The sequence below is a fragment of the Deltaproteobacteria bacterium genome (genome assembly GCA_019912665.1).
Taxonomy (GTDB): Bacteria; Desulfobacterota; GWC2-55-46; order GWC2-55-46; family GWC2-55-46; genus UBA5799.
Map to the genome: position 1 here is coordinate 886,732 of JAIOIE010000018.1, position 21,148 is coordinate 907,879.

The following is a 21,148-nucleotide window of genomic DNA, read 5'->3' on the forward strand; positions in this document are numbered from 1 at the left end:
GGGGAGCCTGATTGGCCACATACAGGTACAGGGCATATGACAATAGAGGGAAGCTTGCATCTGGGAAAATGGAGGCTTCCGGCAGGAACGATGCTCTCCAGCGCCTGAAAGGGTTGGGGCTCCACCCTGTCGAGGTAAAGGAGGCAGAGGCCGCCGGGAAGGGCCGGAAGGTACCTACAGGGGACCTGGCCCTCGCCACGCGACAGCTGTCGACCCTTTTAGCCTCAGGCACGAGCTTAACGGAGGCGCTCTCGGTACTTACGGGAAATATGGATAACGAGCGCCTCAAAACGGTCTTCGGGGATATCAGGGAAGCCGTTACCGGAGGCAGCTCCCTTTCAGGCGCACTCCTAAGGCATCCCCATATCTTCAGCCCGTTTTACAGGGGCCTGGTGGCTTCGGGCGAGGCGAGCGGCTCACTAGAGAGGGTGCTCCCCAGGCTTGCCGCGGAGCTCGAATCAAGGGCAAGGCTCATAACCGAAATGCGGGCCGCCCTCGCCTACCCTCTTCTTATGCTCCTCGTGGGCGCGGGCGTGCTCGCGTTCCTGTTTGTCTTTGTCATACCCAAGATAACCCGCATATTCGAGGACACCGGCGGAAGCCTCCCGTTCATCACGGTCCTTCTTATCCGTACCGCGGAACTCATTTCAGGCTACTGGCCTGTATTCATTGCGTTCGGAGTAGCGGCTTACTTTGGGGTCCGTAGAACCTCAAAATCCGGGCGGGGAAGGGAGCGTATCGAGAACCTGGCGCTCGACCTGCCCTTTGCAGGGAAGCTCATCGCGCTTTTCTACCTCTCAGCTTTTACGAGGACTCTCGGGAGCCTTCTCGCGGGCGGCATACAGCTCCTTAAGGCCCTTGAGATAACGAAAGAGGTCGTGGGCCATACCGCTTTCAGGAAGGCTATCGACGAGGCGGCTTCCGACTGCGCAGGAGGCATGGCGCTCTCAACGAGCCTGGCCAAATGCGGTCGCATCCCTCCGCTTGTGATCCATATGATAAAGGTGGGGGAAAAGAGCGGAAGCCTCGATGATATGCTCCTGCGTGCCGCCGAGGGCTACGAAGCCGAGCTGCAGGCCGGGATAAAAAAGACAATGAGCCTCATCGAGCCGGCGCTCATCCTGGCGATGGGGGCCGTGGTGGGGTTCATAGTCCTCACTATACTTCTCCCCATATTCGAGCTCAACCAGGTAATAAGGTAGGGGCGTTCCGGCATTTCAGCCGCAGTACTTAATCCCGCGCTTCATGAGATACTTCTGGTGATATTCCTCCGCGGGATAAAAGGCCTTTGCCGGGGTAATCTCCGTGGCTATGGGCCTCCTGTAGAGCCCGGACCTTTCAAGCTCTTCCTTTGATGCCCTGGCGAGCCTTTCCTGCTCGTTGTCTGCATAGAAGATAGCTGACCTGTACTGGCTCCCGATATCCGGCCCCTGCCTGTTCCTTGTCGTAGGGTCGTGTATGTCCCAGAAAACCTTGAGAAGCTCCTTGTAGCTCACTATCCCTGGATCGAATGTGACCTCCACGGCCTCTGCGTGGCCCGTTGTATCCGTGCAGACCTCTTTATAAGTGGGGTCTTCAGTTTTTCCGCCGGTATAGCCGACCCTGGTTGAGACAACGCCTTTTACGCTCCTGAAGGTCTCCTCGACACCCCAGAAGCAACCGGCTGCGAAAATCGCCATTTCAGTACCCTTTCTTTCCTTTTCCATAAAGCCTCCTTGCTTTCTCCATTATATCATAAACGTACTATCCAAAAGGCCGTTGCCAGAGGTCGACGGAACGGGGGCAGTCGCCGCATTGAAGCCAAAGCTCTCCCAAACCCCGACAATAAATGCCTGGAAATGTTCTGGTCCTTGTTTTTCTGCTTCCTTGCAGGGATTGAATCGTGATGGGCAAAAACTGGCGGAGAGGGGGGGATTCGGCCTTCGCTCGTCGGCTTCCTGCCTCCTTACTCAGGCCCCGCGCGCTCACTTCCGGGCGCATCCTTGCGCCCTTTTCCTCGCTCCGCTCGGCGCTCGCGCGCCTTCGAATCCTGTCAACGAAAGGGCACAAAACTGGCGGAGAGGGGGGGATTCGAACCCCCGGTAGGGTTTTATCCCTACAACTGCTTAGCAGGCAGCTGCCTTCAGCCTCTCGGCCACCTCTCCTTTTGCGGGGAAAACCTTTTCTAGCGGATTAAAACGGGATTTATTTGTATCACGGCTTCGTGCTATAATCAAGACGCTTTTGCCCGGGCCTCAGGCCCATCAAGATATTATAGGGGAAATCGATATGGACGAACAGGTAAAAATTTGCCCTGAATGCGGGGCGGAATTTTTCGCGTACGTGACCGAATGCAACAGGTGCGAATCCGAGCTGATAAGCCCTGAAGAACTGCGGGGGGCCGCCCCCCAAAAGTCGCCTGCCATCGGCGAGGGCCTCGCCTGCGTGGAAGAGGGCACTTACGAGCGGGCCAACGAGGTCGCCTGGCTGCTTCGAAGCGCGGGTTTCGACGTGCAGGTCCTCCGGACCCCGGGCGGCTCGTCCTGCAAGGGTAGCTTCGGCGTATTCGTGGACAGGGGGGCGGCTCCCGAGGCCGTAAGAAAGATACAGGAGCTCTGGAAAAAGGCGCACCCCGAGGTCGCGGCAGCCGAAGAACGGATAAAAAAAGGGATGTGCCCGGCCTGCGGCGCTCTTCTCATGGGCTCTTCCGAGGAATGCCCCGACTGCGGCCTTTTCCTCGGGGAGCGCGAGGACGAGTGCGACGACCACGGCGGGTGCGGGAGCTGTAAATAGGGAGGCCGATAGAAGGGCCGCTGAAATTGTAATTTCCAGCCAGGCCCGGCCGTGCTATAGTCGTTTCCGTAATTTCCTTGATTTACCTGGAGTCATTTTGAGAGGGCATTTCGTTGGGTCTGTTGAATTAGATCGCACCAGCAACCCGCCTGAGCACCGACACTCCGGCAAATTTCGTCTCAATGCTTGTCAACTCCCTCCCGCATGACGCGGGTCGGAACCGGTTTCGGCACTCCATTAACAAGGGGGGCAAAATGGATATAAAGCCGCCTTCAAGCCATCCTCCGGCCCGGGTCGAGGCCGGAGCCGAGCCGCGCTCTCCGAGGCTCAGCCTCGGAGAGGCCCTGATAGTCGAAATATCGAAGCTCGAGATACGACTTAAAAGCGTCCTTGTCGGCTTCGAGGTCGGCAGTTTCCTACTGATAAAACTCTCCCCGAACGACCTCATGGGCATGTTCAGGAGCGAGACCGTGGTAAGAAACCCGGTGACGGTCAAGTTCCAGGTCAAGGACACCGTATACAGCTTCAATACGGAGATCCTGAATATCGTCTCAAACCCCTCCAAGCTAATGTTCCTCGCCTTCCCGAGCAAGATAGAGGAGCTCAAGGTCCGCCCCGAGCTCAGGCGCCAGTGCGCCCTGCCGGCGATGATAATGCTCAATAACGAGATAATAGACATGCTGATAGTAGACCTGAGCGCCAAGGGGTGCCAGTGCTCCATAAGCACATCAGGCAGGAACGGGGAAACGCTCCGGAAACTTATGCACATCAACGCGGTAATCGAGATACTCGTGAACTTCCCTGAGACGAGCGAGAGGCTTATGCTTTCCGGTCGGGTCAGGAATATAGGGAGCGACAGGGACAAGCTCAATATCGGGGTAATGTTCGAAGGCCTTATTCCGGAGGCAGGCGCCAGGATAGAGAGTTTCCTCACGAAGTCGGCGAGCCCGGTTTGAATAACGCACATTGAAAGTGTTTTTGGCGGTAAAAATAAAAAGCCGTACCTTCCGGTACGGCTTTTTGCGTTTTCGGGGAAAAGGTTATCTTTCGGGCGGCACGACAAGGACCGGGCAGGGCGACTTCCTCATGACCCGCTCCGTGGTGCTCCCAATGAGAAAACGGTCCACGCTGCCCTTTCCGTACGATCCCATGACCACGACGTCTATGCCCTTTTCGTTTATGTAGCTTAATATTGCCCTGTAAGGCACGCCCTTGAGGGTATCGAGCTCTACCTCGCCTATGCCCTTGAACCTGCTCTCGGCGTATTTGGCGAGGTCTTCCTTGGATTTCTTATGGAGCTTCTGCTCCAGCTCCAGGCCTGAGACGAACGGGATGACGTCGTCGCTCAGGTCTATGACATGGATGACATAGAGCTTCGCGCCATGCCTCTTCGCGAGCATGGAAGCGTACTCGGCGGCCTTCTCGGAGCCGTCGGCGAGGTCTACGGGCACCAGTATCTTCTCGAACCTGTCTTTACTCATGGGGCTGCAGCTCTCCTTTCAGCGTTCTCGGAAAAACATGTTAACCGAGGGCCGCGCCTTTTTCAACAGAAACCGGAAAATCCGCGCCGATTTCCACCCTGCGGGTTGATACGGCAGCAGGCCCGGGGTGTGGGAATGAAAGTATCAGTAAAGGGATGGGCCTGAGGGCAGGTACTGGTCCATGCGGCCGAAGGCCCCTGTTGTAAGGAAGTGCGCAAAGCCGGTCAGGCGGAGCCCTGCGTCAAAGGCGAACCTCAAGGCCGCATGATTTATCCCCGGAATCGCCAGCCGGACCGTGGGGGATTTTTCAGCGGCCTCAAGAAAGGCAAGCGCCAGAATAGGCCCGGCCGCTTCCGGCTCATTCCATGCGGCTGGGCCTATGGTGCCGCGGCTTATGTAGTAATAGCCGGCGCATTCTCCTTTTCGGCGCACCTGCCTGCCCTGAAAAACCGGACTGCCTGACCAGAGGTCGTGGTCCACCTCCCGGCGCGTGCCGCGGACGATATGGTCCAGCTCCATGGCGATGGATTTCTCGAGCGGCTCGTTTTCGTAGCCCCGTGGGGGCGAAAAAAGCCTTGGCACGCCTTCAAAAAGGAGCACCTGGTAACCGGGCAGCATCCCGAGTTTCATATAGGACGCCATGGCCGTGTGGTCGACCGAGGACCATGTGCAAAAGACCTCTGCCCCCGCCTTTACGCCGGCTTCCCATGTTAACCTCAGAAGCGGCATCCCTATCTTCCGCTTCTGCAGTTCAGGGAGGGCCCAGAAAGAGGATAGATACCAGATGCGGTCCCTTATGACCGCGCCGGATATGGCGGTTATACGCCCTCCGGATTCCGCCGCATTGAAAACGCCTGTTGAGAGTATGTGCTCGTATGCATTGATTACGGCCGGGCGGGGAGGCACCGGGGCAGCGATACCGTTCCGGGAATACATGTCCGCTACGGCCGTGAGAAAGAGGTCGGCCATTTCAGGCACGTCCTCAGGGCGCGCGGCGCGGTAGGTGACCTTCCCTTCGCCCTCGTCTAACGATCCTTTTCGAACCATAAACGCTTCCAAGTGAGGTCATCGGTTTTGGAGGCATGGGGATTCGTGCAGATTATATCCCCGTGGGCGATTAAAGTCCAGCACTGGATGGGAAATGCGTACGCGGGAGGCGCCGAGAATAGCCCTTGACAAAATCTGTACTGTACGATACAGTACACATAAACATAACCAAGCGGAAACAGGCGCTAACATTCGCATACGGGCAGCTTCTCTTTACGCATCGGCCCGACAACTCAAGAGCTGAAAAGGAGGCGGATTATGGAAAAGTTGGCTGGGTATTTCATGAAGGCTGGCGTCCTTTACGCGCTGGCCGGGTTCACGGTCGGGCTGATCATGGGGGCGACACATAATTTCGGGATGACTTCCGTGCACGTGCATCTCAGCGTAATCGGGTGGTTGACCATGGCGGTTTTCGCGATGTATTATCATCTTGTCCCGGTTGCGGCAAGGAACGGCGCCGCCAAGGCCCACTTCTGGATAGCGAACGCGGGAGTGCTCATACTGACCGCAAGCCTCGCGCTCCTTGTAAGCGGGGTTGGCGCAGCGGAGGCCGGGGCCGCGATCGGCTCCATCATCACCGTACTTTCTCTCCTCATATTCGTTTATATAGTGTTTAAAACGGCTTAACCCGGGAACTGCCTCATGACGAAGACAAAGACAAACGCGCCGGGCATAAAGAGGCGCGAGGCCATGATCGAGGCGGCGTGGACCCTTTTCATGCAAAAGGGCTACACCGCCGTGACCGTGGACGAGATAATAAGTAGGTCCGGCGGGTCGAAGTCCTCGTTCTATGTATTTTTCGGGAGCAAGGAGGGTCTCTTCATGGAGATAGTCACCTCGGTCACGAACCAGCTCCTGGAGGAATTCATGGTCCCCGTGACCTCGGGGCTGACTACAAGGGAGGCCCTCACGAGGATAGGCCACACCATTGGCAACAAGATCCTCACTGAAAAGGGCACGGGACTGTACCGGCTTTCAGCCTCTATATCATGGCAGTTTCCCGAGATATCCAGGATGTTCTACGAGTCCGGCCCCAGGCGCGGCTGGAAGGGGCTTGCGGAATATCTCAAAAAAGAGGTTTCAGCGGGGAGGCTTAAGATAAAGGACCCGTTGATGGCGGCCGAGTTCTTCTTCGGCATGATAATCTCAAAGGATCATATCTCCATGCCGCTCGGCTGCTCGGGCCCCCCGTCGAAACAAAGGGTCGAGAAATTAGTGGCCGAGGCGGTCGAGGTCTTCATGGCAGCCTACGGCACCAAAGGCTGACTATATATGGAATCACTAAATACCGTAGCCTCGCGGCGACTTGAACCGTTATGGCCGAGATCGGGATCGAACAGCATTAAGGTTTTCCCAAATCATGCCATACCGTGTCCGATTTTTGGCGTTAGAGGCAGTAGGGTTTGCAACAAACTCGACGTCTTTGGTTCTGCAAAAAGTCAAACCAGCACTGATTTTTCCTAGAAAGACTCGGGTGTGCTCGTCTTCGAGAACGATTTCCTGGTGTTTATCACCTTAACTATGTAGTTTCGCGTTTCCTCGTAGGGCAGGTCTTTTTTAAGCCGCTCATATACCTCGCCCGGCGGGAGGGAGTTGATTATACCCACCGCCTCGGTCATGTTTCTTGAAAACGTCCTCAGGACGTTTCCGGCACCTGTATTATAGGCCGCCACAACGCAGTACTCGCGCGACAGCGGGTCCTCTATCTTATTCAGGTACTCGTACATGAGCATGTTGAGGTATGCCGTGCCCAGCTCTATGTTGTTTTCGGGGACGAAAAGGAATTCCTTATCCGGCTCCCTTGACACGCCCTTCACCTTCCTGTAGGCGTCCTTACCGCCGCTCGACGGCACAAGCTGCATGAGCCCATATGCCGGGACCGGGCTTATGGCATACGGATTGAACGCGCTCTCTGTTTTCATGATGGCCAAAACGAGGCTCTTGCTAACATTGGCGGAGGCCGCATACTTCTCAACCATGGGCTCGTATTTCAAGGCCCTCTTGTCGATGTGGCCGTTTACCATCCCGAACTTCACGTACTTAAGCTCCTTCTGCCCCGAATCCGTTTCTATCATTCTTGTAAGCAGCTGGTTATTGACCAGGTGGTCCGCGTACTGCTCCGCGTCCTCCGGGCTCTCGATAAGCTTGTTCCTGTGGTCTGAGACAAGGCCGTACATGTACGGGGTGCCGGACAGCTCGACTTGCTTATCCGAGAAGAGGTCCACTGAACGCGGGTCGCTTGGGGTCAGAAGAGTCGTTACGACCGCGTTCTTCAAGTGCTCTTCGGTTTTCTCGGTGTCGTTTATCGTCTCGATGACGACCTGGCCCGAATCGAAATCCACGATGGCCCTGCTCTTGTAGTTCTGTGTATATTTCACGTAGCGCGTTTTTGTGGGGAGTTCCACCTCCTTTTTTCCCCATTTCTCGCCGCTAGCCTTACTGAGCCTGCTCATCATCTTGTTGAACTCTGCCCTGGCCTTCTTAAAATCGTCCACCGCGGCAAAAGGGTCTCCCTTGTACCGCTCGATTTTCGAGTCAGCCAGGGCCTCAAGCGCCTTCTGCGGGTCCTTGCTCACAGCGATATTGACCGCCTGCCTCAAGGTGCATGAATCAAGTAGAAATAAAGCTGCCAGCGCAAAGAGAGCCTTTTTTTTCATGCCTTTGCTACCTCCGTCAAGTCACTCAGTTCCCGATAATACACGCAGCGCCGCTATTCAATTAGCACGCCAGACCCACGCCTGCAAGTTTTTATTTTTTCGATATTCCCTCGGATTCCGGACATCTTTTTGCAAGGCTGTCCTGAAATGACTGGGCGGCCAGCCTGACCGGCTCCAGCTCTGCGATATAAACGTCTATTGTTTTTTCGAGACGTTTAAGCTCCGCCTCCCTCTTCCCTTCAGGCAGGCCTTTGGCCTGTTCGATTTCAATTTGAGCGCTCTCCAGCTTTTTCAAAGTCTCCTCGCTTTTTTCAAGCTCAGCGGCAAAGCGGTCGGCCTCGGATTTAAGCGATTGGAGCTCGGAGGCGCCCGTCTTGTAATCCTTGAAGCTCGCGCAGCCGCCGAGTTTCCAGGGCCCGCTTCCCAGCGTCGGACGTTCCATTTGCATTCCGTTCTTAGGGCTCACTGGCTTCGACTGCTTTTTGGTCGAGCTCTTAGGGGGTTTCTTCGTTCCCGCGCTCCTGGCATCAGCGGCATGCGCGTTGTCTATCGCCAAAAGATTAAAAAGGACCAGTACAGCCAATATTCTTACGACCATTTCCAATCCCCGTGGACGGCTTCGGCCCTCACGGCGCCTCATTTCTTCCTCGTGCATATCTCCTCCAGCTTTTTAAACTCCTCGCTTACCTTCTTGAGGTCCTCATAGTATTTATCAATCCACTTCCGGGCATTCGCCACATTTTCCGCGGTGCCAATCAGCGTCCCCAGTTCCTCGCCAAACTTGAACGCCGCGTCGTAAGCTTCGTTCCAGGTCTTGACATAGGAGGCTGCTTTCGAGGCTGCGCCTACCAAGTCGCCAGCCGCATCCCCGGCGATCAGGACGGCGCCAACGGCGCCATCGCCGATTTTCCCGGTCTCCAGGTCGGTTATCGTGTTCACGACGTCGACCGTCGTGTTAAGTTCATTCACACCTTTACCGGCCCCTGGCATGAGCGCCGCAGTGGCAACAACGACCTCGCTCGTCTTTTTTGCAAGGGTCTGGATGCGTCGGTCTATCTTGAGGTCAGCGAAATCGGGATCATTCATATACTCCTGTACAGCCTTCAAGTTTAAATTGATCGCCTCCTGCAGCGCCTTTATTTCATTCCTGAGCTCGTCCCTCCTGGCAGCGGTCTTTCCGTCGCATGCGGAAACCTCGATAGCCAGCGCGGGGCCGACGGGCTCTCCGCATGAGGTCTTTGCCTGCAGGGTGGCGCGCCCCGGGTACGCAGGCTGTATAACGATGCTCTTGCTCCCTGGCATGATGCTGACGACAGGCTTGTCAGTGTCAAAACTCAATAACGAGATGCCTCCAGCCGGCTTGACCTCCACCGGGAACTCATAGGGTTTGGTCTTTTTGCCGTTATCGTCGTAGAGCGAGAGAGGGGGTATGGGGTTGCCGCCGTTCATCGACACAAGCTCGACGGCGCTTCCGGGCTTCGAGTCCGTTGCGCTCTTGCCGTTGACCGTGTACTCAACCTTCACCGTGCTCCGCCCCGGCGTATTGCCAGTAAGCACGGCCGTGCCTCCACTGGGCTGAATCGAGAGCGTCGATGGCGGCTCGATCCAGAAACGGAATTTGCCGCCTGCAGGCTCTGCTACGGCAGTGATGGTCTCTTTTTTCCCGAGCGCGAGGTCCGTGCAGCCCTCAAGGGTGACCTTCGGCTCTGGATTTGCCTTATAACTGAGCACAAGTTCTCCGCTCTCTAAAGGGCCGCCATAGCAACTTCCGGTCACTCCCTCGTACTCCTCTTTTTCCTCAACCTTGTATTTTTTAACGAAGCCTTTTTCCATCTCCTCGATTGTCAAAACAGGCTCTGGAGAAATAATGTGCCTAGCCGCGATATCCAGACCTTCGGCCTGACCCTTGACCCAGGCATCTTCCGAAATGACTGTGAAGGCGTTCGGCTCTTTTTGAGCGGGAAATCCTTTACTATAAACAATGCAGGAGTCAATATCATCATTGGCAGAGAAGATAAAAGTGCCATAATAAATACGACTGCTGCCCCATTTGCCGTCAGGGCCAAGCACCTCGTCTCCTCTCATGAATTTCAGATCCACATCAACGGTTAGATTGCTGAAGCTGGAGGATGTCCTGAAAACGATTTCGCCTTCCTTGTCCTTGCAGGTTATCGGTGTGTATCTGACCGCAGGGCGCGGATCGCTCAAATCTTCTTCCCAGAAGCTGTTTGCCAATTCATCGCCGTCACCATGCCGGCTCCTTACGTACCCCGCCCAGGAAAACTCCCAATCTCCGCCCTTGCAACTCAGGTCCTGTCTATTCACCTCCTTACCCTTGGCCCTGAACCCTATATGGATTTTGTCATCTTCATACATTTCGGGGCCGGCAGGCGGAGCGGCAGTCTTACCCGCGTCCGCAGGTGCGGTAATAGCCATAATAGCCACAGAACAGAGCGCAGGAACGCTGATACTTTTCTTGTATTGCTTCATTTAGAGGAGCCTCCAATGTGAATTACAGTTCCTCATAAAGAACCTGTCTAACGTTTTTTTGATGTGAAGATTGCTTTAATAATGGAAACGGGAATTCAGCAGTATTCCGGGGCGGCCCTACAGACCCAGCTCCCTCTCTAGGTCATCCTGCTCTTGCTGGAACTGCTTGCGCTGCCTGGAATCCTTGAGCATCCTCTTCTGCATCTCCTCCGCCGACCTCTGCATCTCCTTGGCTTTTTCAGGATCGCCGTAAAATCTCTTAAGCTCCTCGATCTGACTGGCTCCCGCTCCCGCAGCCTTTGCGGCCTGTCTTTCCTCCGCCTCCTTTATCCCGGCGTCAGCCTTTGCCTCTCCTGCAGAGTCTTCGGCGAGCTTGTAATAGTCTTTCGCGTCGAGAAAATGCCCCTTCTGCATTGCCTGGTCTCCGAGGACCTTTGCCTTGGTCCTGACCTCTTTTATCCTTTTTTCGTCACCGGCAGCCCTGAAATACTGCGCTGCTTTCTCAAGCAGGCCCGGAGCACCGTGATAGCGCTCAGTGATAAGCTCGCCGCGCATTATGCGCCGCTTTCCGAGCTCTGAAATGGCTTCTTTACGGGCATCAGGCGGCGCAACGACAAACCAGGAGTGGGCTTCTGAAAGGAGCTTCAAGGATTCCTCAATCCGGTCCGTCTTCCATTTGCGCCTGAATGCCTTCTCGGAAGCCTGGCCCTCTTTCAGAACATCTTCATCCAGTGTCGGAACCTTAGGCCTTGCGTTTAAAACCGCCTGATATTCCCCAAGGTAATCCTCGTCCAATGCCTTTGATTCGGCTTCAAGAGCTTTTTTGCCGTTTGCGGCCGGGAGGTTCATGACCTCATCATACATACTCGTGTCGAGTTCGTATTCACCGGCGGCCGCCAGGGCAGGCTTGCGTTCGATTTTGAAATCCCCGCTCCTCCGCCCATCAAAATGGCTCATGGCGCGCTCGACCTTATCCCTTTCGTTAACCCCGGCGGCGCGGGCAATAGCGAGCATCATGTGGTCGGCGGCCGCGAAATGGCCCCCGGCCTCGTAAAACTCGAAAGCCCTCTTAATTTCACCGTTCTTCTCAGCCGCTTTCCCGAGCTTCAAAGCAATGGGGGCCAGTCGTGCCGCGGCTTCATTCTCTACCGGGTTTTTCGCGCTGCATACAGGCGTTCTGGCCCTGTTATATGACTTGAAAGCCTCTTCCATATTTCCTTTTTTCTCAAAGCCCTCGCCCTCGTTGAAGCTTGCTTTTGCTTCTTTGGCGGTCAATCCGTCGGCGCAATCGGCATAGGTTTTTTGCGCGCCGAAGGACAACACTAAACAAATGGCAATTCCGAAGGCTAAAATCCGCATACGTTTTCTCCTGTAATTTAAAAGGATACAACCTCTTTTAACTGATACTGCCGACGCTCAAGCAGCGGCCGCCATGATTTTTTTTGCTGCACCTAATTCCAATTTGGGTCTGCTTCATGTTTCAAGGCTTTCCCAACCCTTGCAAATTCGATTACCATCCTCGTAAACCAGAACCCTTCTTGTAACCCGGAGGCACCTCAAAAAGCGCCCGGTCAATCTTGCCTATCTTGATATCATTCAGTTCCATTCTCATTCGTTCTTTTTTATTTGCGCCTACCGAGAGGACGTCTGTTTTGACTGTTATGCCGCTATCGGTTGTCCACATAAATCCAGCGTACTTGCCCTTTTTCCCGGAGATCACAACCTTGGTCTTGGTGGTCTCGAGCCCGTTTACAATCTCTTTGCCAACCACGGTCTGCTCGGTGATGCTATACTCTTTCGGTCGGCTGTCATCCGGGGTCGGATTAAACCTCGTCTCATCATATTCTTTCGGTAGGAACGGCATGACTTCCCAGTTCCATGTAATTCCTTTGTCGAAGCGTATGACCGAGACCGATTTCATGCCGCTCATCTCCATTTCCTCCCGCTCCATCTGGTCTGCGCGATAGACCTTCGTAACAACGGAGCCTTCTCCGGTCTCAATGGTCATAACGGCCGAAAATTCCACCTTGGGCTTCATTAACGAAAAATCGAGCGCATGCGCCGCCGCTGCAAATAGCAGCATTGTTAAAACCACCCCAATTTTTAATTTGAATATCATGATTCAGCTCCTTTTTTTAAATTGATGGCAATAATGCACGTTAACAACTGCCCTATATTCAATGCATTCTGCAAAAATCGCTATTTCCTTCGGCTCTGCTGATTGACTCCCGGACTTCGTAGGAATTCTTTTCCTCAAAGCCTTTTTCCTCACGACTCCCTTCATGACGTCCTTCCTCCAGTTGAATTGAATTCATAATGGCGTGTCCGGATAGCTTTTTAAGCGCACGAAATCCCTGCCCTTCCCACCCGTTTCGCGAAAATGCCTTCCGCTTCAGAGCCGAAATTTTACGAGTACGCCCGGTATTCCCCAATGGTGAGCGTAAATTATATGTAAAAGCAGGTAACAGAAATGTTACAGATCAGAATTGGCAGGCGATTTCAGCGGCTTGGAAATGAAAGTAACTTCCAGAGCGAGTCTTTTTTTCTGTGTTCCGGGGCGGCCAGCTATGATTAGACCGGCCGAATTCATCTTCGGCCTTCCCAATGCCCTGTTTGGGGCATTTCTGTCCACTCCGTGGACTTTCTACAAGCAGTCGAATCGCATCTATTCGCCCTCAACAGGGTTTTTCAGGACCCTGAGTACCACGTGGCATGCCGATACAGGCAAAGATATAGGTCTCCGGAAGAGTCTCCGTGAGACTCCGCAGAAGAATTTAGCTATTGAGGATTATAAGAGAGCAGGTTTCAAAACCGTTACGTATCAAAGAGGGATGGCGTATTGGAAGCCGGGGGACGCAGATTAACGGGAGGCAGTATCCGACAGGATTTCTCTTCTGAGCTCTTCCGTACGCGGCGACGGATTTATGCCGAAGGTCGATGAGAGGTTTTTTTTGAGCCTTTCATAAACGGCCAGCCCTTCTGCCCTCATGCCGAGCTTCTTATATGACATTATCAGGGCCTGATAAAACGCCTCGGCAACCGGGTCTATCTCTATCCCCTTCTCAAGGAGAGGTATCGTCTTTTCAAATTCACCCGCGGTGTGGAGCGATTTCGCTGCCTCGCCTATATGGCGCAGCAGTTTCCCCCTCAGCCGTTCCCTGGCGGAAATCGCCCAGGACTTGTCCATGTCTTCTGACAAAAATGGGCCCCGGTACATCGATATCGCCTTTTCAAGGAACGAGAACGAACTGCTTGAGCAGGCGCCGTTATTAAATGCACCTTCGGCCTGGCCCAAAATGCGCTCAAATGCCCACACGTCCACCCAGCAAGTATTGGGGTCCAGCGTTATAGCACCGTTAGATACCTGTATGGACTTACGGAAACCCGGAAGCTTGCGGAGCCTGTGTACGGTCGTGCGGAGCGCCCTGTACGCTGAATCGCCTTCGGAGTCGGGCCAGAGGTGGTCCATGACGCTGGTCTCCTTCATGCTGCGGCCACCGGAGGCGACGAGGAGCTTTAGAAGCTCCAGAGGCTTTTTCTGTACCTTTCCGGAGAACTGGACAGGCTTGCCGTCGGCTTCAAGACCGAACCTTCCGAAAGTGTATATCCTCACGGGCCAGGGCCAGTTCTCAATGTCAATAGGCGGGACGTTCTGGGCGATATTCCTCTTTTTTATAAGGCTCCGTACATATTCCACTTCTATCCCGGCTTCAATGGCCCTGCGGCAAAGTCCGGCCATAACCGATGGAAACCACATAAAAGTATTGGTATAATCGCATTCCTTCCCATAGGCAAGGGCTTTTCTGAGGGCTTCTAGTCCGTCCTCATGCTTCCCGCTTTCGAATGCAAAATGGGCATCGGTCAAAAAGCAAAGGAACTTCTTGTCATTCGAATTAAACAACTCCGCTATATTACGGCCTTCTTCAAGATGATTATATGCAGTTCGATGCTCACCCATCGTATGGATTATGTGGGCCGTCTCTACTCGGCAGAAAAATTCAGCCACAGGCAATCCGATTTCCCTCGTTATATCTAGAGCCTGTTCGATATTGTATCTGGCCATGGTTATAGCTCCGTGGTGCAATTCATTGTGGGCCTGCACGAAATTATAAAAAGCACGGTCAAGCGGTCTGGCCATTGCCATGCGCATCCGTAAATCATTTAAGAATTTTTCAGCCGACCTGCGGTCTCCGGTATTGAGGCAGCTTAGAGCGCCAGTGCCAAGGATCATAAAATCCATCATATGGACGCCCGAGGCATCAGCGAGAGAAAGCCCCTTCGAAACAGCTTCGAGGCACTTTTCATGCTGGGCTATCATTGTAAAATAGGTCGCCTCAAGCCATTTGACAGTAAGAGCCGTTAATGGCGAAGCGTCTACGGACCGGACGAGTCCTCCAAATTTATCAAGGGCCATTACAGTCTTAGCGAACTCACCAGCTACAATTCCATACCATACGCAATCCGCAAGGACTTGCGTTTTGAGATTTATGTCCGAGCACTCTTCGATTAACTCGAAAGCACGTTTTTCCCAAAAGACGAAATCCGGATGACGAGGTTGTCTCGTTACCAAAGCCATATGCATACTCGTAGCGACCGCTGCCCCAACCTCGCCTTCCGGGGTCTCAAACTCCCTCGTAAGTTCGGAAAGAACTGGTATCCAGGTATCGAACTGGGCGTAATCCTTTGTTTCGAAATAGATTGAATTGATGATGCCTGACCAAGCAAGAAAGGAACCGGAACCGTCTTTTTGCTCTTTAAAGGATCGGAAAGCCAGCTTAAACTCTTTCAGGCTGCGTGACGGGTCGAATGGCAAGCCGCATGCTCCGAGCCAGTAAAGGAGCCACGGGTTGCTTTCGCTGACTTCCTCAGGTATGGCTCTGATCCATCTCTCAAGCAGCTTATGCCTCGACTGGGCAAGGAGGGGCCGGGCGTTATCCATCACCATCCCGAACATGCCGTTTATATCTTTTGCTTCCGCATAGAGGTCGAAGGCGTCCTCGATCATGCCCGAGTTTTTAAGCAGGCCCGCGGCATGTCTCTTGAGTTCCGTCAGCTCATATGAATCGTTTAGTTTAGAAAGCAGAAACTCCCTGAAGAGTGGATGATATTGGTATATGGGGTTCGCGTGATTCCTTTTCTCAGTGAAGCAGTTGTTGTTATTGAGTTTTGACAATATCTGCCTGGCCTCGTCGTTGCCCGTGAGCTTTACGGCTATTTCCGCGTCCATGCTCGGAAGAAGAGCGGTCTTCGTCATAAAAGCCCTTGTCTCTTGGTCGAGCCTCCTTAATATTTCGGAATCGAAATAGGTAAAGATGGTTTCGGAGGTAACCTCCCTGATGCCGTCCTGCCGCCCTTTAGCCGTGCTTTTCATGAGAAGGGTGAAACCTGCCATCCAGCCGTTCGTAGTTCGATAGACGGCATCAAGGACTTCGGGAGAGGTGCTTCCTTTAAGTCTTGTCAGATCATGAGCCTCTTGCCTGCTGAGGAGGAGGTCTGAGGATTCGAGCACCTCGATGCTGTGGTTGACCACAAGCCTTGCAAAGGCGGACGGCGGGCCCACCCTGCTGAGGATGAAGATATTGACGCCTTCCGGCATTGCTTCTATTCCGTTGCTGAGTATCTCATGCAATACTGAGCCTTCAGGGGCTTCCTGGTAATTGTCGAATACGATGCAGGAAGGGCTTTTAAGCCTTTGAAATAGCGACTCGAAAAACCTGCGGGTGAATGTATGCAGCCCTGGGATGTATTCGGGCGAGAGCAGTGGAAGAGGCTTTCTGCCCGGTGCGGCTTTATTTGCCGCAAGGCTCATATAATAGAAAAAGGTGGCCGGATCGTCGTCCCCGCCGTCTATCTGATACCATATGTTCCTGAGTTTGCGCGATTTGATATAGCTGCTGAGGAGAGTCGTCTTCCCCGAGCCCGGGGCGGCGGATATCCATATGACCGGGTGCTTGCGCAATTTATCGAGGACGCCAAAGAGCCTTTTCCGCTCGTAAATGCCTGAGTAGTTGGGTCTGGCTATCTTACTCGATATTGTATGGAGGGTTTTCATGACAATCTCATGTGCTCTCGACTGTAGTGCCTCGCGTATAGCATCTGTCCCGGCCAAGGGTGCCGTTCTTGGGCAGAAATGCTCAATCGAGCCTATAATCTTTTCCAATCTTCTGCATTCTGCAGCTGAAGCCCGGATTTATTCTGTCTTGGCCTTCAAACTTTTGGCAGGCTAAGCATAAAAGATAATCAATGTTGCTGACAGTTACAAGAAAATAAATCGTTGCAAAATAAAGGTAACGGTCCGACCAGAAATCAGACCTGGACTTAAAGACGAATTAAATAATTGCAAGTCTTTCAATTTAAAAAAAGAGTATTAGAGGAGTGCCTTCCGAAAGCCGGATGATGTTTGGATGAGTTGGGGGCTTAGAGGTTTGGTAACAAAACGGTTACTATCCAGATATACAATTCCAAAGTTTATCTCCAGGCTATTCATTACTGGCTTTCTTTTCCTTGCCGTATAGCTTCTCTTCGCATTCGGGGCATATACTATGGGTAAATTCTGCTTCAGAATGTTTTTCGATATATTTTTCCATACTGGACCAGTTGCCCTTTTCATCGCGTATCCTTTTACAGCTGGCGCATATGGGAAGAAGACCGCTTAATGTCTTTATCTTGCCGAGAGCTTCCTGCAACTCGCGAATCAGCCTTTTCTGCTCGTTTTCCAGCTCTTTTTTTTCGGTTATGTCCTGTACCGTGCCCGTTACGGCCACTGTCTTGCCGTCCCTGATATCCGGCTCACCTATTCCATGCAGATATTTCATGCGCCCCAGCCCGGAGATTATCCTGAATTCCACTTCGTAACGGACTCCCTTGAGCGCCTCTTCAAGGCAGGCCCTCACTAGTGGCCTGTCCTCCGGGTATATCATGTCCATCAATTTCGAATAGCTTACCGGAGTACCCCGAGGCAGTTCAAAAATATTATAACTCTCTTGCGATCCCGAAAAATTATCCGAAGCGATATCCCAGGCCCAGTCTCCGAAATGCGCCGTCTTTTGCGCATATTCAAGCTCTCTGATGAGCTTTTTCTGCTCATTTTCCAGCTCTTTTTTTTCGGTTATATCCTGTATCGTGCCGATTAACGTTTTCCTGCCGTTCTGGACCTTCAGCTCGCCTATGGCCTGAATGTGCTTTATCTTCCCCTTCCCGGAAATTATCCTGAATTCCTCCCTGTTTAAGGCCCCCCTGAGGGCCTGCTCCATGGATTTCCTAAGTAGTTGCCTGTCCTCCGGATAGACCATCTCCATTAATTTCGCATAATTTACAGGCGTTCCTACCGGCAGGTCAAAAATATAGTAGCTCTCCTGAGAACCGAAAAAATTATCCGATTCGATATCCCATACCCAGTTGCCGAGATGCGCTCTCCTTTGCGCGTACTGAAGCTCGCCTATAAGCATCCGCTGTTCGTTTTCCAGCTCTTTTCTCTGCGTCAGGTCCTGTATGGTGCCGTTCAAGGCTATCGGTTTTCCGTTACGGCTTTCCAATTCGCCCATGACCTGGACGTGCTTTGTCGACCCGTTCCGGGTCTTTATCCTGAATTCAAATTTGTAAACGGCTCCCCTCAGGCCGTCCTCTAATGCGGCCCTGACCATGCCCCTGTCCTCGGGATGCACAAATTCCATCATTCCGCTTAAAGGCATTGGCGTGCCTGGAGGCATCTCGAAAATCCTGTATGCCTCTCGCGATCCGTAAAAATTGTCCCGTTCAATATCCCATGTCCAGTTTGCGACGTGCGCTGTCCTTTGGGCATACTCGAGCAGGCGCTGGCTCTCCTTGAGCTTTTTCTCCACGCCCTCAAGCTCGCCTATGCGCCTGGTCAGCTCATCTCTTGATTTGTCATCGGTCTGGGCCATATCTCACTTTTTTTACTTTTATTAATCGATTATAGAGCAATTAATACCATCCGCTACTCGAACCAGGCCCCCTGCAGTTGTTGACTGCTGAATAAGAGTCCGAATATGGCAGTCGCCGGATTTCCGAGTATACTCGTCTTAATAGGACAAATCGGTTTCATTCGGGACCAGTTTGAAAGGCCGGATAAAGTGTTTAACACCATGCCTGTCTCCAAAAATATGCTTTTCTACGTTTTTTTACTGGCTTTAGTCCTCCCCGGCACAGCTTACACCTCCGGATTTAAGGTCGACCAACAAGGGGCGAAAGCGCTGGGAATGGCAAACGCCTATGCCGTGACTGCCGACGACCCCTCGGCAGTCTACTTTAATCCTGCAGGATTGGCAGGGCAGCGGGATCCCGCCATTTATCTCGGCGCATTCGCGCTGGCTCCTTCGACTGAATTCAGAGACCCCTTTGGCGCCGACGAGGAAATAGACGAGCTATTCCTGGCGCCGCATTTTTATTTGGCGTATCCGTACCGGAATATCAGTTTCGGCATCGGTATTTACGCGCCTTTCGGACTCGGTATGAACTGGAGCGAAACAGGCTTGACCAGATACCAGGCGACTGAGGGCGAGATTGATACTTTGAATGTAAATCCTACGATAGCCATGCGCATCCGGCACTGGTTTTTAGTGGGCGCCGGAGTCGATTACATGAGGTCGACCGCGACCCTTGAAAAGATGGTCGATCAGTCGCTCGTAGGCGGCACCGACGCGAGATCCAGCCTTGAAGGCGATGGCTACGGTTGGGGTTACAACGCCGGGGTGATCATCATCCCAGACGAACGCTTCAGGTTCGGCGTATCCTACCGCAGCGCGATAGATATAGACTTTAACGGCTCGGCATCCCTCGACAATATCGCGCCAGCCGTTCAGCCGCTCTTCGGAGGGGCCTCATTCAGAACGAATGCCCGAACCAGCATAGAATTCCCGGCTACTCTGATGTTAGGAGTCGCGTATAAAGCGTCGGAAAAGACCGCTCTTGAGCTCAATTTCGAAAAAACATACTGGTCGAGCTATAAAAGCCTCGATATCGACCTGGAAAACGAGGTTGCGCCGGCTGGCTTTACCGATACGAGTGAACCAAAAGATTGGAGGGACATCTGGGCCGTAAGGGCAGGAGTTGAATACAGGGCCGCGGAGCGCATATCCTTGAGGGGCGGGTATGTATTCCAGAATAACCCGGTACCGGACCACACGCTTGAGCCCAGGCTTCCGGATTCTGACCAGCATAATATCAGCCTTGGAATCGGCTACAATGCCGCAAATCTCGTAATAGATGCCGCTTATATGTTTGCATATTTCGAGGACAGGAAAGTTGAGAACAGTATCTTAAGCGGCGAATATAGCACTTCCGGGCATTCAGCGGGATTGAGTATCGGCTACAAATTCTAAAAATCCAGCCTTCATTCTCTTGCGAGGAGGATCATTATGTCCCCGAATAAAAAAGCGGAGCCATCTGCCGAAAAGATAAAACGCCTTGAAGATGAGAGCAAGACGCTCAAGGATAACCTTAATCAGCTGCAAAAAAGCGAAGACCGCTTCAGAAAACTGGTCGAAGACACCAGCGACCTTATCTGGGAAGTGGATAAAAATGGCGTAAATACCTATATGAGCCCGAAGATAAGAGAGGTGCTCGGCTATGAGCCGGAAGACCTCATCGGCAAAAGGCCATTTGATTTCATGATCCCTGATGAGGCGAATTTCATGGCAGGTGTTTTCAAAACAATCGCCTCGGAGCGAAAGAGGTTCAGTTTCAGCTGTCTTGATAATATAAACCTGCATAAAGACGGGCATCGGGTAGTCCTGGAGACGAGCGCGGTCCCGATTTTCGATCCCGACGGGACATTCAGAGGCTATCGCGGCATAGATAGGGTTGTAACCAGGCGCAGGCAAGCGGAAGATGAGCTGAAAAAGGATATCGAGCTTGAGGATTCTCTCAACAAGGCAAAATTAAAAAGCGGGCTTGTGCCTATATGCGTCTCGTGCAAGAGGGTGCTGACTGAAAAAGGCTGGGAAAATGTGCATCAATACATTGCAGAGCATTCGGAAGCTGAATTCAGCAATAGCCACTGCCATGATTGCGCCGAAAGGCTTCTTAAGGGAAAGACGGCATGATCTTTGTCCTAGTTCAATCATTGCGCTTACAGTTTAACAGGTTGGGTGTGCCTATTTTTTGAGTAGTGGTGCCCGAGGCCGGGGTCGAACCGGCACGGTGTTGCCACCTCGGGATTTTAAGAACAAACCATGCCTTACTCTCTTTTACCTTTAACCCCTCAGTTTTTCAATAAAATTCCCACCCTTAGATACCCTTGCCCTAATGTAGCAAAGTCAGGTAGAATCAGGTGGAGTCAGGCTATTGATAAGGCCCAGAGGCACATTTTGGGCACATTTCATCATGATATTTAAGGGGGGAATATGAATACTTATAAAACAACTTTTCTTTCATTAGCTTTTGGAATAATGGTGTCAGTTTTTTTTATGCCTACTCTTGAAGCCAGAAGCGAGGAGCAGGCATATGACAAATTGCTTACTGATTATAAGTCCACCCGCCTGGAAATTATTACTGGCTTAGAACATGCGAAAAAAAATGTTGATGAAATATTTAGATTAGATCGGACCTGCCCCCCGTAAACTGTGCCACTTGTAATTAGAATGGGGTCGTAATAAAACATTCTAAACAAGGAGGCTGGGTATGAAGAAGAGCCGGTACACGGAGGAGCAGATTGTAGGGATTTTGAAGGAGGGGGAGGCC

General features: G+C 52.7%; 18 protein-coding genes and 1 tRNA gene. 7 read left to right on the forward strand and 12 right to left on the reverse strand.

All coding sequences use genetic code 11. From position 1 onward, the window contains the following. The first annotated feature begins 11 nt into the window (after positions 1–11). Positions 12–1,202: a type II secretion system F family protein gene (locus K8I01_08675; GenBank protein MBZ0220488.1), complete on the forward strand. Its 1,191-nt coding sequence runs from the start codon at positions 12–14 to the stop codon at positions 1,200–1,202. Between the two features lie 15 nt (positions 1,203–1,217). Here the strand turns inward: K8I01_08675 and msrA are convergent, their stop codons facing one another. Both msrA and K8I01_08685 read right to left on the reverse strand, forming a co-directional pair. Then, entirely contained in the window at positions 1,218–1,706 is a 489-nt protein-coding gene (msrA, locus tag K8I01_08680) for a peptide-methionine (S)-S-oxide reductase MsrA (GenBank protein ID MBZ0220489.1), read from the reverse strand. Positions 1,707–2,052: 346 nt separating this feature from the next. Next, positions 2,053–2,144: transfer RNA gene (locus K8I01_08685), tRNA-Ser, on the reverse strand. Between the two features lie 124 nt (positions 2,145–2,268). Here K8I01_08685 and K8I01_08690 point away from each other — a divergent pair. Together K8I01_08690 and K8I01_08695 are read left to right on the forward strand one after the other, a co-directional pair. Continuing rightward, positions 2,269–2,772 (forward strand): hypothetical protein, encoded by a 504-nt coding sequence (locus tag K8I01_08690; GenBank protein MBZ0220490.1) that lies wholly within the window; start codon positions 2,269–2,271, stop codon positions 2,770–2,772. 254 nt (positions 2,773–3,026) lie between these two features. Further along, a complete protein-coding gene (locus K8I01_08695; protein ID MBZ0220491.1) occupies positions 3,027–3,728 on the forward strand; it encodes a flagellar brake protein in 702 nt (233 codons plus the stop codon). Positions 3,729–3,812: 84 nt separating this feature from the next. On the opposite strand, the gene K8I01_08700 is transcribed toward K8I01_08695, so the two are convergent. Both K8I01_08700 and K8I01_08705 read right to left on the reverse strand, forming a co-directional pair. Then, the gene (locus tag K8I01_08700) at positions 3,813–4,253 is read right to left on the reverse strand and encodes a universal stress protein (GenBank protein ID MBZ0220492.1); all 441 of its coding nucleotides are present in this window, start codon (positions 4,251–4,253) and stop codon (positions 3,813–3,815) included. A gap of 144 nt (positions 4,254–4,397) precedes the next feature. Next, the gene (locus K8I01_08705) at positions 4,398–5,300 is read right to left on the reverse strand and encodes a GNAT family N-acetyltransferase (GenBank protein MBZ0220493.1); all 903 of its coding nucleotides are present in this window, start codon (positions 5,298–5,300) and stop codon (positions 4,398–4,400) included. A gap of 258 nt (positions 5,301–5,558) precedes the next feature. Here K8I01_08705 and K8I01_08710 point away from each other — a divergent pair, with 258 nt between their 5' ends. Further along, the gene (locus tag K8I01_08710) at positions 5,559–5,927 is read left to right on the forward strand and encodes a cytochrome-c oxidase (GenBank protein MBZ0220494.1); all 369 of its coding nucleotides are present in this window, start codon (positions 5,559–5,561) and stop codon (positions 5,925–5,927) included. A 15-nt stretch (positions 5,928–5,942) separates the two neighbouring features. Then, positions 5,943–6,566 (forward strand): TetR/AcrR family transcriptional regulator, encoded by a 624-nt coding sequence (locus tag K8I01_08715; protein MBZ0220495.1) that lies wholly within the window; start codon positions 5,943–5,945, stop codon positions 6,564–6,566. Between the two features lie 194 nt (positions 6,567–6,760). Here K8I01_08715 and K8I01_08720 read toward each other — a convergent pair whose 3' ends face one another. From K8I01_08720 to K8I01_08755, 8 genes are all read right to left on the reverse strand, one after another. After that, the gene (locus K8I01_08720; protein MBZ0220496.1) at positions 6,761–7,957 is read right to left on the reverse strand and encodes a murein transglycosylase domain-containing protein; all 1,197 of its coding nucleotides are present in this window, start codon (positions 7,955–7,957) and stop codon (positions 6,761–6,763) included. Positions 7,958–8,048: 91 nt separating this feature from the next. Further along, positions 8,049–8,555, reverse strand: coding sequence for a hypothetical protein (locus tag K8I01_08725; protein MBZ0220497.1), 507 nt, complete (start codon positions 8,553–8,555; stop codon positions 8,049–8,051). Between the two features lie 38 nt (positions 8,556–8,593). Beyond that, positions 8,594–10,447: a putative manganese transporter gene (locus tag K8I01_08730; GenBank protein MBZ0220498.1), complete on the reverse strand. Its 1,854-nt coding sequence runs from the start codon at positions 10,445–10,447 to the stop codon at positions 8,594–8,596. Positions 10,448–10,564: 117 nt separating this feature from the next. Then, complete coding sequence (locus K8I01_08735) at positions 10,565–11,659, reverse strand: hypothetical protein (GenBank protein MBZ0220499.1); 1,095 nt, start codon at positions 11,657–11,659, stop codon at positions 10,565–10,567. Positions 11,660–11,957: 298 nt separating this feature from the next. After that, positions 11,958–12,566, reverse strand: coding sequence for a hypothetical protein (locus tag K8I01_08740; GenBank protein ID MBZ0220500.1), 609 nt, complete (start codon positions 12,564–12,566; stop codon positions 11,958–11,960). A gap of 3 nt (positions 12,567–12,569) precedes the next feature. Further along, positions 12,570–12,731, reverse strand: coding sequence for a hypothetical protein (locus K8I01_08745; protein ID MBZ0220501.1), 162 nt, complete (start codon positions 12,729–12,731; stop codon positions 12,570–12,572). 576 nt (positions 12,732–13,307) lie between these two features. After that, positions 13,308–16,607, reverse strand: coding sequence for a hypothetical protein (locus K8I01_08750; GenBank protein ID MBZ0220502.1), 3,300 nt, complete (start codon positions 16,605–16,607; stop codon positions 13,308–13,310). A 319-nt stretch (positions 16,608–16,926) separates the two neighbouring features. Further along, the gene (locus K8I01_08755) at positions 16,927–18,351 is read right to left on the reverse strand and encodes a PAS domain-containing protein (protein MBZ0220503.1); all 1,425 of its coding nucleotides are present in this window, start codon (positions 18,349–18,351) and stop codon (positions 16,927–16,929) included. A gap of 105 nt (positions 18,352–18,456) precedes the next feature. Here K8I01_08755 and K8I01_08760 point away from each other — a divergent pair, with 105 nt between their 5' ends. Both K8I01_08760 and K8I01_08765 read left to right on the forward strand, forming a co-directional pair. Next, a complete protein-coding gene (locus K8I01_08760) occupies positions 18,457–19,788 on the forward strand; it encodes an outer membrane protein transport protein (GenBank protein ID MBZ0220504.1) in 1,332 nt (443 codons plus the stop codon). 36 nt (positions 19,789–19,824) lie between these two features. Continuing rightward, positions 19,825–20,511 (forward strand): PAS domain S-box protein, encoded by a 687-nt coding sequence (locus tag K8I01_08765; protein MBZ0220505.1) that lies wholly within the window; start codon positions 19,825–19,827, stop codon positions 20,509–20,511. Positions 20,512–21,148: the final 637 nt, after the last annotated feature.

What these genes read in the sequence shown, in the direction of transcription:
- K8I01_08740 (MBZ0220500.1), bottom strand. Translation starts at nt 12,566, where the DNA reads ATGATATTCAAATTAAAAATTGGGGTGGTTTTAACAATGCTGCTATTT.
- K8I01_08735 (MBZ0220499.1), bottom strand. Translation starts at nt 11,659, where the DNA reads ATGGAAGAGGCTTTCAAGTCATATAACAGGGCCAGAACGCCTGTATGC.
- K8I01_08710 (MBZ0220494.1), top strand. Translation starts at nt 5,559, where the DNA reads ATGGAAAAGTTGGCTGGGTATTTCATGAAGGCTGGCGTCCTTTACGCG.
- K8I01_08765 (MBZ0220505.1), top strand. Translation starts at nt 19,825, where the DNA reads ATGTCCCCGAATAAAAAAGCGGAGCCATCTGCCGAAAAGATAAAACGC.
- msrA (MBZ0220489.1), bottom strand. Translation starts at nt 1,706, where the DNA reads ATGGAAAAGGAAAGAAAGGGTACTGAAATGGCGATTTTCGCAGCCGGT.
- K8I01_08730 (MBZ0220498.1), bottom strand. Translation starts at nt 10,447, where the DNA reads ATGAAGCAATACAAGAAAAGTATCAGCGTTCCTGCGCTCTGTTCTGTG.
- K8I01_08690 (MBZ0220490.1), top strand. Translation starts at nt 2,269, where the DNA reads ATGGACGAACAGGTAAAAATTTGCCCTGAATGCGGGGCGGAATTTTTC.
- K8I01_08720 (MBZ0220496.1), bottom strand. Translation starts at nt 7,957, where the DNA reads ATGAAAAAAAAGGCTCTCTTTGCGCTGGCAGCTTTATTTCTACTTGAT.
- K8I01_08745 (MBZ0220501.1), bottom strand. Translation starts at nt 12,731, where the DNA reads ATGAAGGGAGTCGTGAGGAAAAAGGCTTTGAGGAAAAGAATTCCTACG.
- K8I01_08755 (MBZ0220503.1), bottom strand. Translation starts at nt 18,351, where the DNA reads ATGGCCCAGACCGATGACAAATCAAGAGATGAGCTGACCAGGCGCATA.
- K8I01_08695 (MBZ0220491.1), top strand. Translation starts at nt 3,027, where the DNA reads ATGGATATAAAGCCGCCTTCAAGCCATCCTCCGGCCCGGGTCGAGGCC.
- K8I01_08705 (MBZ0220493.1), bottom strand. Translation starts at nt 5,300, where the DNA reads ATGGTTCGAAAAGGATCGTTAGACGAGGGCGAAGGGAAGGTCACCTAC.
- K8I01_08700 (MBZ0220492.1), bottom strand. Translation starts at nt 4,253, where the DNA reads ATGAGTAAAGACAGGTTCGAGAAGATACTGGTGCCCGTAGACCTCGCC.
- K8I01_08725 (MBZ0220497.1), bottom strand. Translation starts at nt 8,555, where the DNA reads ATGGTCGTAAGAATATTGGCTGTACTGGTCCTTTTTAATCTTTTGGCG.
- K8I01_08760 (MBZ0220504.1), top strand. Translation starts at nt 18,457, where the DNA reads ATGGCAGTCGCCGGATTTCCGAGTATACTCGTCTTAATAGGACAAATC.
- K8I01_08715 (MBZ0220495.1), top strand. Translation starts at nt 5,943, where the DNA reads ATGACGAAGACAAAGACAAACGCGCCGGGCATAAAGAGGCGCGAGGCC.